The organism is Mesorhizobium sp. M0664 (genome assembly GCF_040320565.1).
Lineage (GTDB): Bacteria > Pseudomonadota > Alphaproteobacteria > Rhizobiales > Rhizobiaceae > Mesorhizobium.
On record NZ_JAMYPW010000002.1, the window covers coordinates 413,649 to 428,135 of the forward strand.

16 protein-coding genes are annotated in these 14,487 nt (G+C 63.4%); 8 read left to right on the forward strand and 8 right to left on the reverse strand.

Features of this window, described 5'->3' with window-relative positions; all coding sequences use genetic code 11:
- Positions 1–70 precede the first annotated feature (70 nt).
- From NKI39_RS04695 to NKI39_RS04720, 6 genes are all read left to right on the forward strand, one after another.
- Positions 71–1,591 carry an ABC transporter substrate-binding protein gene (locus NKI39_RS04695; RefSeq protein ID WP_352502986.1) on the forward strand — a complete coding sequence of 507 codons (1,521 nt, stop codon included), beginning with the start codon at positions 71–73 and terminating at the stop codon, positions 1,589–1,591.
- A gap of 34 nt (positions 1,592–1,625) precedes the next feature.
- Positions 1,626–2,585 carry an ABC transporter permease gene (locus NKI39_RS04700; RefSeq protein ID WP_352502985.1) on the forward strand — a complete coding sequence of 320 codons (960 nt, stop codon included), beginning with the start codon at positions 1,626–1,628 and terminating at the stop codon, positions 2,583–2,585.
- A complete protein-coding gene (locus NKI39_RS04705) occupies positions 2,585–3,424 on the forward strand; it encodes an ABC transporter permease (RefSeq protein ID WP_352502984.1) in 840 nt (279 codons plus the stop codon). The genes NKI39_RS04700 and NKI39_RS04705 overlap by 1 nt, the downstream gene beginning before the upstream one ends.
- Positions 3,421–5,169: an ABC transporter ATP-binding protein gene (locus tag NKI39_RS04710; RefSeq protein WP_352830853.1), complete on the forward strand. Its 1,749-nt coding sequence runs from the start codon at positions 3,421–3,423 to the stop codon at positions 5,167–5,169. The genes NKI39_RS04705 and NKI39_RS04710 overlap by 4 nt, the downstream gene beginning before the upstream one ends.
- Positions 5,170–5,237: 68 nt before the next feature.
- Entirely contained in the window at positions 5,238–6,239 is a 1,002-nt protein-coding gene (locus tag NKI39_RS04715; RefSeq protein ID WP_352502982.1) for a serine hydrolase domain-containing protein, read from the forward strand.
- A gap of 5 nt (positions 6,240–6,244) precedes the next feature.
- Positions 6,245–7,375 (forward strand): anhydro-N-acetylmuramic acid kinase, encoded by a 1,131-nt coding sequence (locus tag NKI39_RS04720; protein WP_352542249.1) that lies wholly within the window; start codon positions 6,245–6,247, stop codon positions 7,373–7,375.
- Here NKI39_RS04720 and NKI39_RS04725 read toward each other — a convergent pair.
- The gene (locus NKI39_RS04725) at positions 7,372–7,803 is read right to left on the reverse strand and encodes a GNAT family N-acetyltransferase (RefSeq protein WP_352502980.1); all 432 of its coding nucleotides are present in this window, start codon (positions 7,801–7,803) and stop codon (positions 7,372–7,374) included. The two genes, NKI39_RS04720 and NKI39_RS04725, sit on opposite strands and share 4 nt — an antisense overlap.
- 49 nt (positions 7,804–7,852) lie before the next feature.
- Positions 7,853–9,028: an MFS transporter gene (locus tag NKI39_RS04730; protein ID WP_352542250.1), complete on the reverse strand. Its 1,176-nt coding sequence runs from the start codon at positions 9,026–9,028 to the stop codon at positions 7,853–7,855.
- A 48-nt stretch (positions 9,029–9,076) separates the two neighbouring features.
- On the opposite strand from NKI39_RS04730, the gene NKI39_RS04735 reads away from it, so the two are divergent.
- Positions 9,077–9,616 carry an Lrp/AsnC family transcriptional regulator gene (locus NKI39_RS04735; RefSeq protein WP_352452390.1) on the forward strand — a complete coding sequence of 180 codons (540 nt, stop codon included), beginning with the start codon at positions 9,077–9,079 and terminating at the stop codon, positions 9,614–9,616.
- Between the two features lie 202 nt (positions 9,617–9,818).
- Complete coding sequence (locus NKI39_RS04740; RefSeq protein ID WP_352503014.1) at positions 9,819–10,082, forward strand: sigma-70 region 4 domain-containing protein; 264 nt, start codon at positions 9,819–9,821, stop codon at positions 10,080–10,082.
- Here NKI39_RS04740 and NKI39_RS04745 read toward each other — a convergent pair.
- Genes NKI39_RS04745 through NKI39_RS04770 form a run of 6 tightly spaced genes read right to left on the reverse strand, consistent with a single transcriptional unit; the run spans position 10,076 to position 14,455 of the window.
- On the reverse strand, positions 10,076–11,335 hold the full coding sequence (locus NKI39_RS04745) for an ABC transporter substrate-binding protein (RefSeq protein ID WP_352472226.1): 1,260 nt from the start codon (positions 11,333–11,335) through the stop codon (positions 10,076–10,078). The two genes, NKI39_RS04740 and NKI39_RS04745, sit on opposite strands and share 7 nt — an antisense overlap.
- A 48-nt stretch (positions 11,336–11,383) precedes the next feature.
- Positions 11,384–11,812 carry a DUF4440 domain-containing protein gene (locus tag NKI39_RS04750; RefSeq protein WP_352472224.1) on the reverse strand — a complete coding sequence of 143 codons (429 nt, stop codon included), beginning with the start codon at positions 11,810–11,812 and terminating at the stop codon, positions 11,384–11,386.
- 8 nt (positions 11,813–11,820) lie between these two features.
- The gene (locus tag NKI39_RS04755; RefSeq protein WP_352502977.1) at positions 11,821–12,876 is read right to left on the reverse strand and encodes an aldo/keto reductase; all 1,056 of its coding nucleotides are present in this window, start codon (positions 12,874–12,876) and stop codon (positions 11,821–11,823) included.
- Positions 12,873–13,232, reverse strand: coding sequence for a TIGR04076 family protein (locus NKI39_RS04760; protein ID WP_352472221.1), 360 nt, complete (start codon positions 13,230–13,232; stop codon positions 12,873–12,875). Before NKI39_RS04760 ends, NKI39_RS04755 begins: the two co-directional genes overlap by 4 nt.
- Positions 13,233–13,721, reverse strand: coding sequence for a DUF3830 family protein (locus NKI39_RS04765; RefSeq protein ID WP_352452384.1), 489 nt, complete (start codon positions 13,719–13,721; stop codon positions 13,233–13,235).
- A complete protein-coding gene (locus tag NKI39_RS04770) occupies positions 13,718–14,455 on the reverse strand; it encodes a GntR family transcriptional regulator (protein ID WP_352502975.1) in 738 nt (245 codons plus the stop codon). Before NKI39_RS04770 ends, NKI39_RS04765 begins: the two co-directional genes overlap by 4 nt.
- Positions 14,456–14,487: the final 32 nt, after the last annotated feature.

Here is a 14,487-nt window from a genome sequence, read left to right on the forward strand (position 1 = left end):
GGGCGTGTGTCCCTTTGAAGCGGTCCGGGGAACTGCAAGGCATCTGGTTTAACAATAATGGGAGACGACAATGGTACGGCACATTGGCAAGAAACTGCTTTCCGGCATGACGCTCGCGGCAATGGTTGGCATCGCCGCGCTACCGGTGCAGGCGAGTGCGGCGACGCTGCATATGGCGTGGTCGCAGGACGCCACCGGTCTTGATCCGCACAAGCAGACGGCATTCTCCTCACTGCGGCTGCTGGAGCTGATCTACGAACCGCTGGTGCGGCTCGACGCAAACCTGCAAATCACGCCCGCGATTGCCGATTCATGGCAGTTCTCGCCGGGCGGCAAGGAGCTGAGCTTCAAGCTCAATCCGAAAGCAAAATTCCAGAACGGCGCCGCCGTGACCTCGGCCGACGTCAAGGCATCGTTCGAGCGCATACTCGACGAGAAGACGGGTGCTGCGGCGCGCGCGAACTTTCTCTCGATCGCCAGCATCGACACGCCCGATCCAGCCACCGTCGTGTTCCACCTCTCGCAGCCGGATGTGCCGATCCTGACGGCGATGAGCGACGTCAACGCGGCGATCGTCCCGGCAAGCGAAATCGCGACTGGCTCGATCGGCACGACAACGATCGGCTCGGGTCCGTTCAAGCTCGAAAAATGGGATCCGAATTCCAAGGAAGTGCTTGTCGCCAACAAGGACTGGGCAGGCGGCGCGACCGGCGTCGACGGCATCGATATCAGCGTGCTGCCGGACGAGACGGCGATCCTGGCGGCGATGCGCACCAAGCAGATCGATTTTGCCCTGCTCAACGATCCGCTTGTCGCCACGCTGGTGCCCAAGGAAGCCAGCCTGCAGTTGAACCGCGTGCCGGTGCTTGCCTATCACGTGCTGCAGCTCAATCCCTCCCGCAAGCCGATGACCGAACTCAAGGTGCGTCAGGCGATTTCCTGCGCCATCGACCGGCAGGAAGTGCTGGACACCGCCTCGCTCGGCGAAGGCAAGGTCACCGGCCCGCTGACCATCCCGGCACTGGCGACCGATCCGAAGCAGTTGTTCTGCTATAAGCGCGACATTGAGAAGGCCAAGCAGTTGATGGCCGAAGCCGGGTATGCCGACGGCTTTTCGGCGACCGTGATCGGCGCCACCGGCGAGCCGCCGACGGCAGCGGCGGAAGCCCAGGTCATCCAGTCGCAACTCGCAGAAATCGGCGTCAAGCTCGACATCAAGATGATGGAGCTCAACGTCTATGTCGACGCCTGGCTGAAGGGCGATTTCGACATGGCCGTCGCGCTGAACGGCGGCAGGGCCGATCCCTACACTATGTACAACCGCTACTGGACCAAGACGGGCAATCTGCAGAAGGTGGCGAACTATGTCGACGACACGCTGGACAGTCTTATGCAGAAGGGCCGCACCGAGACCGACCCGGCAGCGCGCAAAGCGATCTTCGCCGACTTCGAGAAGCACATCACTGAGATGTCGCCCTGGATCTGGCTCTACACGTCCTACAGCTACACGGCACAGCAGAAGAATATCGCAGGATTCGAACCGGTGCCGACAGGTTCGCTGTTCAGCCTCGCCAAGGTGACGATCCAGTAGCTGCTTTGATGCCGGACGAGAGGATATTCTTCGCGTGAACTATCTGATGCGGCGACTGGCGACCTTCCCTCTCGTCCTGCTTGGCGTGTCCATCGTGGTGTTCCTGGCGATCAGGATGGTTCCGGGCGATTCGATCACGGCAATGCTGGGGACCGAAGCCGGCCTGCTGACGCCGCAGCAGCGCGATGCGCTTGCAGCTTATTTCGGCATCGACCAGCCCTGGTTCATCCAATACTGGCGCTGGCTGCTTGGTCTTTTCCAAGGTAATCTCGGCATTTCGTCCACCTATGGCAGGCCGGTGCTCGACGTCATCCTCGAGCGTTTCCCGCTAACGCTGGAACTCGCCTTGCTGTCGATGATCATCGCCCTGGTTGTCGGCATGCCGGCCGGGATTTTTGCCGCCACCCATAATGAAAAGCTATCCGACCTCGGCGTGCGCGTTGTCGCAATGATCGGGCAGTCGACGCCGAACTTCGTCCTTGCCCTGCTGATCATCTACACGCTGTCGGCGGGGTTTGGCGTTTTGCCGGCGATGGGCGAGTTTTCGCCGCTGTGGCAGGATCCGCTGCGCAATCTCGGCCAGCTGTTGCTGCCTGCGGTCACGCTTGGATTTGCCTTCGCGGCTTCGGTGACCCGCATATCGCGTTCGGCGATGCTCGATGTGCTCAGCGACGACTATGTCAGGACGGCGCGCAGCAAGGGCGTTTCGGCGCGCGGCGTCATCTGGCGGCATGCTTTGCCCAACGCGCTCATCCCGGTCGTGACGCTGAGCGGCATAGAGTTCGGCTACCTCCTGGGCGGAGCTGTCATCGTCGAGCAGATCTATGCGCTGCCCGGTCTCGGCCGCATGGTGCTGGATGCCATCCTGCAGCGCGACTACGCGCTGGTGCAGGGAAGCGTGCTATTCATCGCCTTCAACTTCATGATCGTCAATCTCCTCGTCGACCTCGCCTATGTCGCGCTCGACCCGCGTATCCGGCTAAGCGAGCACTGATGGCGACATTGCGGGCTATATTTGCGCATCCCAGCGGCCGGATCGGCGGTGCCATCGTTGCGCTTTATCTGCTGCTTGCCGTGCTTGGCATGCTGGGGCTGACGCCGCACAATCCGTTGACGCAGCACCGGGTCGAGCGACTGCATGCGCCTGACGGCATCTACTGGATGGGCACGGACCTGTTCGGCCGCGATGTCGCAAGTCGGCTGATGACCGGGATCGACCAGTCCTTCATCGTGGCCTTCTTTTCGGTCGCCTTTGCGACACTGGCCGGCACCGTGCTCGGGCTGGCGGCAGCCTGGTTCGGGCGCCGCTGGGACGGCATGGTGATGCGCATCATGGACGTTGTGCTGGCGTTCCCGGCGATCCTGCTGGCGCTGCTGATCGTCGCGGTTGCGGGACCGGGAACCTCGACCAGCGTCATTGCCATCGCCGTCGTCTACACACCGATCTTCACGCGCGTCGTGCGAGGTCCGGCTCTGTCGCTCAAGGCGCGCGAGTTCGTCGACGCGGCCCGCACGTTCGGCAGCAGTGCGGGCTATATCGTAACACGGCATCTGCTGCTCAATCTGGTGGCGCCACTGACGGTTCAGGTGACGCTGGCGCTGGCCTGGGCACTGCTGACCGAAGCCGGCTTAAGCTTCCTCGGGCTCGGCACGCAGCCGCCCGCCGCGTCGCTCGGCCTGATGCTGAGCGACAGCCGCAATCTGATGGAGACAGCTCCCTGGCTGATGATCTTCCCGGGCGTGGCGATCATGATCGGCATCCTCGGTTTCAACCTGCTCGGCGATGCGTTGCGCGATGTCCTCGACCCGAAGATGCGGAGATCGATCGCATGATCCCGCTGCTGTCCGTCAGCGGATTGCGCGTCGGCTTCGGTCGCAACCCGCAAGCCAATGAGGTCGTGCGCGGCGTCAGCTTCGATCTCGCCGACGGCGAAACGCTGGCCATCGTCGGCGAAAGCGGCTCGGGCAAGTCGGTCACGGCGCTGTCGATCAATCGCCTCGTCGATTATGGCGGCGGCCGCATCACCGGCGGGTCGATCAAGCTGAGGCGGGCCGACGGCAGCACCTTCGACCTGACAGCCGCAGCCGAGCCGCAATTGACGAAGATCCGCGGCGGCGAAATCGGCATGATCTTCCAGGAGCCGATGACCTCGCTCAATCCGGTGCTGACCATCGGCAGGCAGATCGAGGAATCGTTTCGCCTGCATCGCGGCCTGACCGGCCGGCGAGCGACGGCGGCGGCCAAGGACGCGCTCGACCGCGTGCGTATTCCCGACGCTGCACGGCGGCTGAAATACACGCCCAACCAGCTTTCGGGCGGCATGCTGCAGCGGGTGATGATCGCCATGGCGATTGCGTGCAACCCGCGCCTGCTCATTGCCGACGAGCCAACGACGGCGCTGGATGTTACGGTGCAGGCGCAGATCATGGCGCTGCTCGCCGAGTTGAAGCAGGAAACCGGGATGTCGATGATCTTCATCACCCACGACATCGGTCTGGTTGCAGGCATCGCCGACAAGGTGATGGTGATGCAAGGCGGAGAAGCTGTCGAGCAGGGCGCATTGAACCAGATATTGGACGATCCGCGGCATCCCTATACGCGGCATCTGCTTCATGCGGTGCCGCATTTCGCCGGCGGCAGTGCCGCACGCAAGGACGTGCAACGCGAAACGCAAAAAGCTGCCGAGCCGGCGCTGAAGGTCGATGGCCTCGTAGTGCGGTTTCCGGTCAAGGCTGGGTTTTTCAGCCGTACCAGCGGTGCCGTCCATGCCGTGGACGGTGTGGATTTCGAGCTAATGCCGGGCGAGACATTGGCGGTCGTCGGCGAGAGCGGTTCCGGAAAGTCCACCACCGCCCGCGCGATTCTGGGGCTGGTGCGCTCGACGCGCGGCACGATCTCGGCCAGCGCGCGCAAGCCCGTCACCGGGCAGAGCGCCCTTCCCATGCAGATGGTGTTCCAGAATCCCTATGGCTCGCTCAATCCCAGACTCACCATCCAAAGCATCCTCGCAGAGCCTGTGATCGCTACCGGCGGACGGATAACTGCTGAAACGCGGGCGAAAATGGCCGCGCTGCTGAAACGCGTCGGCCTTCCGGAAAACAGCCTGCAGCGCTATCCGCACGAATTCTCCGGCGGCCAGCGGCAACGCCTGTGCATCGCTCGCGCGCTGATGCTCAATCCTTCGGTTGTCGTCCTCGACGAAGCGGTTTCGGCGCTCGATGTGTCGGTGCAGGCCAGGGTGTTGGAGCTTTTGATCGAGCTGCAGCGTGAATTCGGGCTGGCCTATCTGTTCATCTCGCATGACATGGCTGTCGTCGAGCGGATCGCCCATCGCATCGCGGTCATCTATGCCGGCCAGATCGTCGAGATCGGCGATGCCAGATCGGTGCTCTCGGAGCCGAAGCACTCCTATACCAAACAGCTTATCGCGGCCGTTCCTACTATAGACCGGCGGCATGAACGTTTCGAGCTGGACATGCGCCAGGTCCCCTCGCTCGTGCGTCCGCTGGGGTTTGAGCCGGGGCCGGCCAATTGGCAGCAATTCGGGCCGGATCATAGGGCACGGGTGGAAGCGTGATGATTGTCGCTCGAAAGCATGCAGAGTCAGACGGACAGCCCCTCGCTGCCTTCCAAACGGAGGCGTAGTTGATCGACCATGATTTCTTCTCCCGCGCATTCGCCCCGCTCGAAGCGGCCGTGGCCGCATCGCGCATTCCGGGCTGCGTGCTCGGCATAGTTGACGGGGACGGCGAACGCATCGTCCGGGCAATCGGCTCAGCCCAAGTCGTGCCCAAGATACGGCCGATGCATGTCGGGACATGGTTCGACCTGGCCTCCCTGACCAAAGTCATCTTCACCACGTCGCGTATCCTGGCACTGGCGGAAGAAGGCGTCATCGACCTCGACGCGCCGCTGATTTCCGTCCTGTCCGACCTTCGCCAATATGACGAAAAAGCCTGGGAACGGAACGTAACGTTTCGCCAGTGTCTCGGCCATCAGACACCGTTTCCCGCCGTCGCGCCGATCTACACCTATGGCCACGATCCGGACCTGCTGCGCGCCTTCATCCTGCAGCGCGAATGGCAGGCTGGCGAGCCGGTCTATTCTGATATCAACTTCATCCTGCTCGGCTTCGTCCTAGAGCGCCTGTCTGGCAAGACCATTCGCGAGATGGATCCCGGTCCGGGCTTCGCGTTCTCCGCCGAACCAGATCAAGCGGCGGCGACCGAAGACTGCACATGGCGTCATCGCGTGCTCTGCGGCGAAGTCCACGACGACAATTGCTCGGCCTTGCAAGGTGCCGGTCACGCCGGCCTGTTCGGAACGGCGGCTTCGGTCCTCGACTTTGCGCAAGGGCTGCTGGACGGGACCGGCGCGTCGCAGCGTTCGATCGCGCTAATGCGCACGCCCTTGTCGGCAACCCGCACCCATGGCTGGGAGCGACCCTACGAAGGCTGGTCCGGCGGCCGGTTATGCAGCCCCGAAACCATCGGGCATACCGGCTTTACCGGTGTCGGGCTGTGGGTCGACTTCGACAAAGGCAGAGCCTGGACCTTGCTCACCAACCGGATCCATCCGACACGTCATTTCAACAGCGGGATCGTAGCGCTTCGCCAAGCGGTCGGCGATCTCGTCAACGGAGCCTGACAACCATGAATCCGAAAAATGGCGAACCCATGTGGGCCGTCGGCCTGATGACCGGCACCGTGCTGGACGGCAATATCGATGTCGCGCTGATCAAGACCGACGGCGAACGGATTGACGACTTCGGCATCTACACGCTTGCCCCCTACCCGCAGTCGATCCGGACCTTGCTGGAAGAGACGCTGCGGCAGGCAAGGAGCTGGAATTTCACAGGGCCGGAACCGGCAATCTTCGACGAGGCAGAGGAAGCGCTGACGCGCGCCCAGTCCGCGGCAGTCAAGGATCTGGTCGAAAGCCACGGGCTGACGATGGCCGATATAGGGGTCGTCGGCTTCCACGGCCAGACCGTGCTGCACCGTGCCCCGCAAGTGGGCCGACTGGGCCAGACCCGCCAGCTTGGCGACGGCGAGCTGATGCATGCCATCCTTGGCACCAGGGTCGCCTATGACTTCCGCTCGGCCGACATGCGCGCCGGCGGCCAGGGCGCGCCGCTGTCGGCCGCCTATCACGCCGCGCTGCTGCGCGAAGCCGACGCCACCGGCGACACGGCGGTGCTCAATCTCGGCGGCGTCGCCAACATCACCTGGTGGGATGGCACGGACAATGTTGTTGCCTTCGACACCGGGCCCGCCAACGCACCGCTGAACGATTTCATCAAATCGAAGGGGCTCGGCGAAATGGACCGCGACGGCGCCCTTGCCCGCGCCGGCACGGTCGACGAAGCGCGGCTGGCCAAGCTCCTGCAGCATCCGTATTTGACCAAACCCTACCCGAAATCGCTGGACCGTTTCGATTTCGGCGCCTCAATGGCGGACGGAATGAACGCCGAGGACGGCGCAGCCCTGCTGACGGCCTTCACCGCGGCCGCCGTCGGCAAGGCGCTCGATCTTCTGCCGCGCCGGCCGAAGCGGCTGGTGGTCAGCGGTGGCGGTCGACACAACCCAACGATCATGGCCATGCTTGCCAGCCGCGCTGGCGTCGAAGCGGTTCCGGCCGAGGCGCTTGGCTGGAAGGGCGATGCGGTGGAGGCGGAGTGTTTTGCGTTCCTGGCAGTGCGCGTGCTCAGGGGCTTGCCGATCAGCTTCCCCAGTACGACCGGCGTGCCAAAGCCGATGTGCGGCGGACGCCTTGCCGGCTAGTCAGGCTTCAGCCTCTTCTGCAGGAAGATGCGGCTGCGGCCGACGGGAAAATCGGCAAGCACGCCGAAGGGCTGATAGCCCTGGCGCTCATAGGCCTTGGCGGCCTTGGGATTGAACGTGTCGATCCAGGCGCCGCGACAGTCGCGCGCGATCGCCTCCCTCTCGGCCGCCTCGAGCATCCTGCCGGCCATGCGGTGACCGCGCAGTTTTTCATTGACCCAGAGCCATTGCACATAGAGCCAGCCCCAGGCGGTGTATCCCGAGATGCCGGCGACAATAGCGCCGTGCTCATCGCGCACGAACACGGCCAATGCCTTCCTGCAGGAGGCGCCGACATCACTGTCGTTGAACGCCGCAAGCCGCTCTCCGAGAAAAGCCAGCTCGTGCGGCAAGGGGTCGGCGGTTGTCTCAAGCGTTGTATTGTCCATCCACCAAGCATCTATCGAAGGACGGGACCGAGACGCAAGCCTTGCTGTGCTATAGCTTCGGCGAACGCCACGCCGCTGCCGCAGCAGCGATTAGCATGAGCAAGGCTGCAACCACCGCCGATGCCGCAAAACCGAACGTGGAATAGAGCGGTCCGAACGCCGTGGTGCCGACGAACACCGCAAGATAGGTCACCGCGCTGTTCAAACCCATGATCGTGCCGCGGCGCGCAGGGTCGAGCGCCGACAGGCGCATCACCAGCACGTTCAGCCCGAAATGATTGGCAAGGCCCCAGACGGCTATCACCGCTATGGTCAGATGAAAACTACTGCTTGCCGCGGCAATCGCGACATAGACGACCGCGACGAGCAGGTAGGCAAACGGCATGACACGCCGCGCACCCAGGCGATCGATAACGCCGTCAAGGAGCGCCGCCGCGCCAAAGCCGACACCATAGGCGAGCGCGGCCAGCCCGTTCGCGCTGACCGGCCGTCCCAAGCCGTTGTGAAGGTGATCGCCAAGATAGCCGTAGATGCCGTAGAACGCGGTCATGAAGGCGGCGCAGGCGACCAGCAGCGGCACTATGCCCGGAACGGCCAACGCACCCAGCGGCGTCGGTGCCGGACCGCTCTTCCTGACATCGCTCAGCGACGTCAGCGCCAGGCTTGCCAATGCGAGTGCTGCGAGCACCGCGACCGCCGCGAAAACGGCGCGCCAATGCACCAGATCGGCAAGTACGGCCGACAGCGAAACGCCGGCGACCATGCTCAGCGTCCAGCCGGTCAGCACGACGCCTATGGTGCCGCTTTCACGACCGGGCGGCGCAATCGCGGCGGAGCTGGCATAGATTGCCGGCATGGCGACACCTGCAGCGATGCCGGCGAGAAGCTGGGCCGCGACCAGCGTCGTCACGGTCGGCGCAGCGGCGCTGGCGACGAGCGCTATCGCCAGCAGCAGCAACGCCCCTTGCAGCATGCGACGGGCGCCAAGCCGATCGATATAGCGCGCCAGGAACAAGGCGCTCGCCGACGTACCGAGCCCGAACGCGGCGGACGCGATCATAACCGCCGGCACGCTTGTGCCGAAGGACGCGGCCACCGCCGGTGCGATCGGACCGAGCACCAGCGAGTTCGAGCCGATCACGGCAATGCATCCGGTGAGGAGGTAAGCGAGGGCCGGGATAGGCGGCCTTGCTGTAAATGTTGCGACTTGATCAGTGTTCGACATATGGCAATAATGGCCGTATTAAATTCTGCATCAATCGGGAATTTTAATATGGATGAAGAAACAGATGGCATTCCGCAGAACAGGCCCGCCGCCCGCGATATCGATGCAACCGACCGAAAAATATTAGGCGTTCTGGTCGACGACGCCACGATCAGCTATGCCGAGCTCGGCGACCGCGTCGGCCTTTCACCGCCGGCAGCCCATGAACGCGTCAAGCGCCTCCGGCGCAGCGGCGCCATCCGCAACACCGCGGTCATCATCGATCCCAAGGCGGTGCACAAGCCGCTGCTTGCCTTCGTCCATATCGACACAAAGGGGTGGGGAAAGACGCCGGAGCTGATGGCAATCTCCGAACACCCCGAAGTCGAGGAGATCCATTCGGTGGCCGGCGACACATGCATGCTGATCAAGGTCCGCACCGAGGACACGCGGGCGCTCGAGGGCCTGCTGTCGCGCCTCTACGAAACACCCGGCGTCACCTCGACCCGAAGCTATGTGGTCCTGTCGACCTATCTCGAGCGGCCGGTGCAGCCGGGGATAACGACGGAATGGCCGACCCCCCGGCACATGGCCAAGCCGCTTTATTAGCTCAAACGGTCCTCACGCGTATCCAAAGTCGAACCGGAAACGTCTCAGGCAAGCATCCTGTGGTCATCCGTCGGGCCGGTTCGTTTGCGCCGGTTCTTGGATCCGACTGGATGCCTGTTGCGCAACCGGAGACACGCGATGAGAAAATTGATCGTGGGCAGCTTCATTTCGCTGGACGGCGGGCCAGGGCGCGGATCGCGCCATCGAGCGGCTGGTGATCCATCTGCCGCCCAAGGAGCGCGCCTGCGTCCTGCTCAAGGATGTCTTCGACTATTCGCTGGAAGAGATTGCCGATCTCGTCGGCTCGACCGTGGGTGGTGTCAAAGCTGCGTTGAACCGAGGCCGCTCTGGGCTGGTGCGGTGGTCGTTTCCAGGCCGGCCTGACCAGCAACAGGACATGCAAGTGTCCGGCATCAACCTCAATGGAATGGGATCGATGCCGGACAAGACATGGGCGGCTTACTGAAGCTTCGCCTGCAGGGCGTTGACGTCATCCGTCGTCATTTCGCCGTCGGTCGTCACCTTGCCGTCGACGATCTTCCAGAGGCGGAACGGGCCGGTGATGTCGCCGTATTTGTCGAAGGCGACCGGGCCGATGACGCCTTCGTAGCGGATCGGCTTGCCATCCTTGATCAGGCCGAGCGCCTTGGCGAACTCATCCTTGCCGGCATAGATCGGCGTGCCGGCCGGGTCGACCGCCTTGTACATCGCCTCCTTGATCTTGGCCGGATCCTCGGAGCCCGCAATGGCGATGGCCAGGCCGACGATGGCGCCGGCATCATACGACCGGTCGGCCGCCGGGTTCGACGGTTCGATGCCCGAAAATTCCTTATAGTTCTTGGTGAAATACTCGGTCGATGCGGTCGGGCTGGTGCCGGAGGAAGTGCCGTACGCATCCTTCAGATAATCCGCGCCAACGGATTCGATGAAGTCCGGGCTGTTCATGCCGTCATTGAGCAGGAATTTCTGGACACCGCCCTGCGAAATCCAAGTGCGGGCGATGGTTGCGCCGTCGACAGGCGTGCTGACGAGATAAAGCCCGTCGGGCTCGCCGGCCATCGCCGCCGTCACTTCCGAGGCATAGCTCGACTGCTTTTCATTGTAGGGCGTGTCGGAGACGATGGTGCCGCCGAGTGCCTTATAGGCGCGCGAAAATTCCGCCACCATGTTGACGCCGAAGTCGTTGTTGACGTGGATGACCGCCAGCTTCTTGAAGCCTTTGTCGATGGCATATTTGGCGGCGGCGACGCCCTGCAGCGCATCAGATGTGATGGTGCGGAAGAAGATGCCGTTGGTCTTGCCGTCGCGCCCGAGCGCCGTCAGCGTCGGCGACGAGGAAGCAGGCGACACCTGGACTATCTTGGCCGGAGCGGTGACCGAGGTCAGGATCGGGATCGACACCGAGGAGATGATGCCGCCGATGATCACTGGCACCTTCTTGACCTGCACGAGCTGCGTCGCGGCGTCGACCGCAATGTTGCCCTGGCTCTGGCTGTCGCGCGTGTCGGTTGCGAGATCGCAGCCGCGGACGCCACCCGCATCGTTGATGTCGCGGAAGGCCATCTCGACCGATTTGGCGCCGGCCTGGCCGTACTCGCCGGCCGGGCCTGTCAGTTCCATGACGAGGCCGACGGTGATCTTGCAATCGGCGGCTTGCGCTGCGCCGGCCGCTGTCAGCAGTGCGAGCGCGGTGGTGATCTGAAGTATGGTCTTTTTCATTGTTGTTCCCCTTTCGTTACACGACTCTCATTGATGTCTTGAGCCTGTTCAGCCTTCCGGCATCTGCAGCCAGGTTTCATGCAGATGTCGCCATTCGACGCCGTTGGGCGCCGATGAACTGGTGGTGAAAACGGCACTTGAGCGGCGGCGGCTATGTTTGCCGGCGCGCTGCTGCGCTTCGATGTAGCTGACGACGATCGTGTCGCCTTGTTGCCAGCCGGCCCGGATTTCCTCGATCGAGATGGTGAAATTGCCGTCACAAGTGGCGCGGCTTGCCCTGACATGGTCGAGCACCGCGTCACGATCGAGGACCTGGCCATCCGGCACAACCATGCGGAAGCCTTCGCCCATGACGCGTTCGAAGCGCCTGAAATCTGAATTGTCCGCACTCGCCGCATTGAACCAGTCGACGAAGAAGCGGTGGAGATCGACCACCTCGGCGCTGGCGCGGGAAAGCAAGGAGGGCTTTTCGTCCATGGCCGCGTTCATTTCCTGCCTGCATTCAAATTGTAATGCATGATCGAGCCGTGGCGGCCGTGACGGTCGCGTTCCAAAGTGTAGACGTCGCCCAGCGGCCCACGGCTTTGCGCGATCACGGCAGCGATCCTCGCCCAGTCGTCGGCATCGAGCGCGACGTCCATGATTCTGGCATTGGCAAGGGCGTGCGCCTGGTTGCGAGCGCCGACGATGACGGCCGCCACTTGCGGCTGCTCCAGCACCCAGGCGCTGGCGATGGTGGCGATATCGACGCCGTGGCGGTCGGCGACGGCCTTCAGTGTGCGAAGCAACTCCTGGAAAAGCTCCCAGCCACCAAAGTCGTCAATGATCAGCTTGTATTTGACCAGCGATCGGTTTTCGAGCGGCGTCTGCGGCTCGGCAGCGCCAAGCCATTTTTCGCTGAGGAAGCCGCCCGCCACCGAACCGTAGCAGAGGAAACTGACGCCGTGCCGGCTGGCGAGCGCTGCAAGGCTGTTGGCTGGCCGCTGGTCGAGCACCGAGTATTGCAATTGCTGGCTGACCAGCGGCACACCGGCGGCCAGGATCTCGGCCAACCGCGGCGTGTCGAAGTTCGTGGTGCCGATGTTGCGCACCTTGCCTTCCCCGCGGATTTCGTTGAGCCAGCCCATCGCTTCGACATAGCCGGGCAGCGCATAGTCCCACCAGTGGAACTGCACGAGATCGAGCCGCTCGGTCTTCAGCCGCCGCAGCGACTGCTCGACGATGCTGCTGATGTAGTCGCGGCTGATCGTGGAAAGCCGTTCGAGGTCAGGCACTAGCTTGGTGTGCACCTTCATCTTGGCGGCAGCATCAAGGCCACGCTCATTGGCAAGGCGCAGGCGTGCCGCGCCGATCAGCTCCTCGACACCGGTATAGATATCGGCGCAATCATAGGTCCTGATGCCGGCGTCGAAGGTGGCGATCAGGTCGGTTACCGCCTGTTGGCGGTCGATCGCGCCGTGCCCGCCGGCAAGCTGCCAGCCGCCGCGAATAACGCGCGAGATCGTATAGCCGGGGCTGAGCTCGAAAGCCTTGGCGGTCATCTCCGGTCATTCTCCTTCGGCAGCGGCACCGCCGTCGTTTCGGCATGGCTGAACCGCCGCTTGCCGGTCCTGACGATCCTCAGCCGGCTGGCACAATTGGGATCCGGACAAGCGATCTCGGCGTCCGACGTCATCCAGTCGTTCCTGTGGGTCGGGCGCTGCTTTGCGGCCAGAAGCGGCAACACTGCCGCAATGGAATAGATCGAGAAACCTTGCCCCGCTGGCATCGACAGCATCTCGCCCTTCAACTCGAAATAGTCGCCGGGCTTGGCGCCGCAATAGATCGGCTTGCCCTCGGGGATAACCGCCTCGACGCGAAGGTCGAAGAGCTCAAAACTGTCGTCGGTCTCAGCCATTCAGATCTCCACCCGGGTGAAGGTGATGTCGCAGGCACCGTTGCGGCGGATCACGCCACAAGCAGCTGCGAATTTGTCGCGATCCTCAGGCACCACCTGCGCGACGACGCTTCCGGCAAGCCAGCCGATCGGGAACAGCAGGCGTGCACCCGCTCCGTAGAACAGGCCGACGTCAAAGATGGCATTCGGGTTGCCGCCCCACATGCGCGGCGGCACGTAGGACAACACGATGTCGCCCGGCTGCGGCGTCAGCGTTGCGTTCTCCGCCGGCAAGGGCCTGGCATAGGTTTGGCCCTCAAGTTCGGCTGATGGAACCGGGCAGGAGATTTCCGGCCCCGTCCACATAGCATGGATGCCGGAAACGACGCGCGGCTGCTCGAGATACGCCAGCAGGAAGGCGGCGTTGTCGGGCGCCTTTTCAGGCAACAGAAGCGCGGTCACGGAAAGCTTCGAGCGTGGCTCGGTGATGCTGATGCCAGGCGCCGTCATGCCCTCAATCCTTCCTTGCTTGTGGATTGGAGCTTGTCGCGCAGAAAGGCGAAGGGCCGGCTGATATCGGCCACCAGCGCCTCGCGCGCCGCTTGCGCATCCTGCCTCGCAAGCGCTGCGACGATGCTGCGGTGGTAGTGGGCCGTATCGACCTCGCCGGCGTCGGAGAAGGCGTAGATGGCAACGCGGATGCAAGGCCCGGATTGCAACCACAGGCTCTCGATCATCGGGATCAGCACGGCGGAACCGCAGCAACGGTAGATCTCGAAGTGGAAGCTCTGGTTGAGCGTGGCCTCGCGGTCGATATCCTTCTTGTGCTTCAGCGCCCGCATCTCGTCCCATTCGCCGAGCATGGCCTCGACCGAAGCAATCTGGCGCGCGTTCATGCGCGTGGCGGCCAGGGCGATCGCTTCGCCCTCGATCAGGGAGCGGGCGCGCAAGAGGTCGTCGATGCGCTCCAGCGTGATCGGCGGCACGCGCACCGAACGGTTGGGAAGCGCCTCCAGCGCCTTCTCGGTGATCAGCCGTCCGAGCGCCTCGCGCACCGGCATGGTGCTTGTGACCAGCGCGTCGGCGAGGCCGCGGATGGTTAGCACCTGGCTCGGCTCGAAAAGGCCGCCGATCAAGGCGCGGCGCAGCTCCGAATAGACGCGATCCTGCACGGTCTCGCGGCCGACCGGCGTAAGCTGGGCTGCGATCACCTCATTGTTCTTTTCGATGGCGGCCTTCTGCATGGGCAATCCCGGTCTTGGCCGTTTTCGGCTTG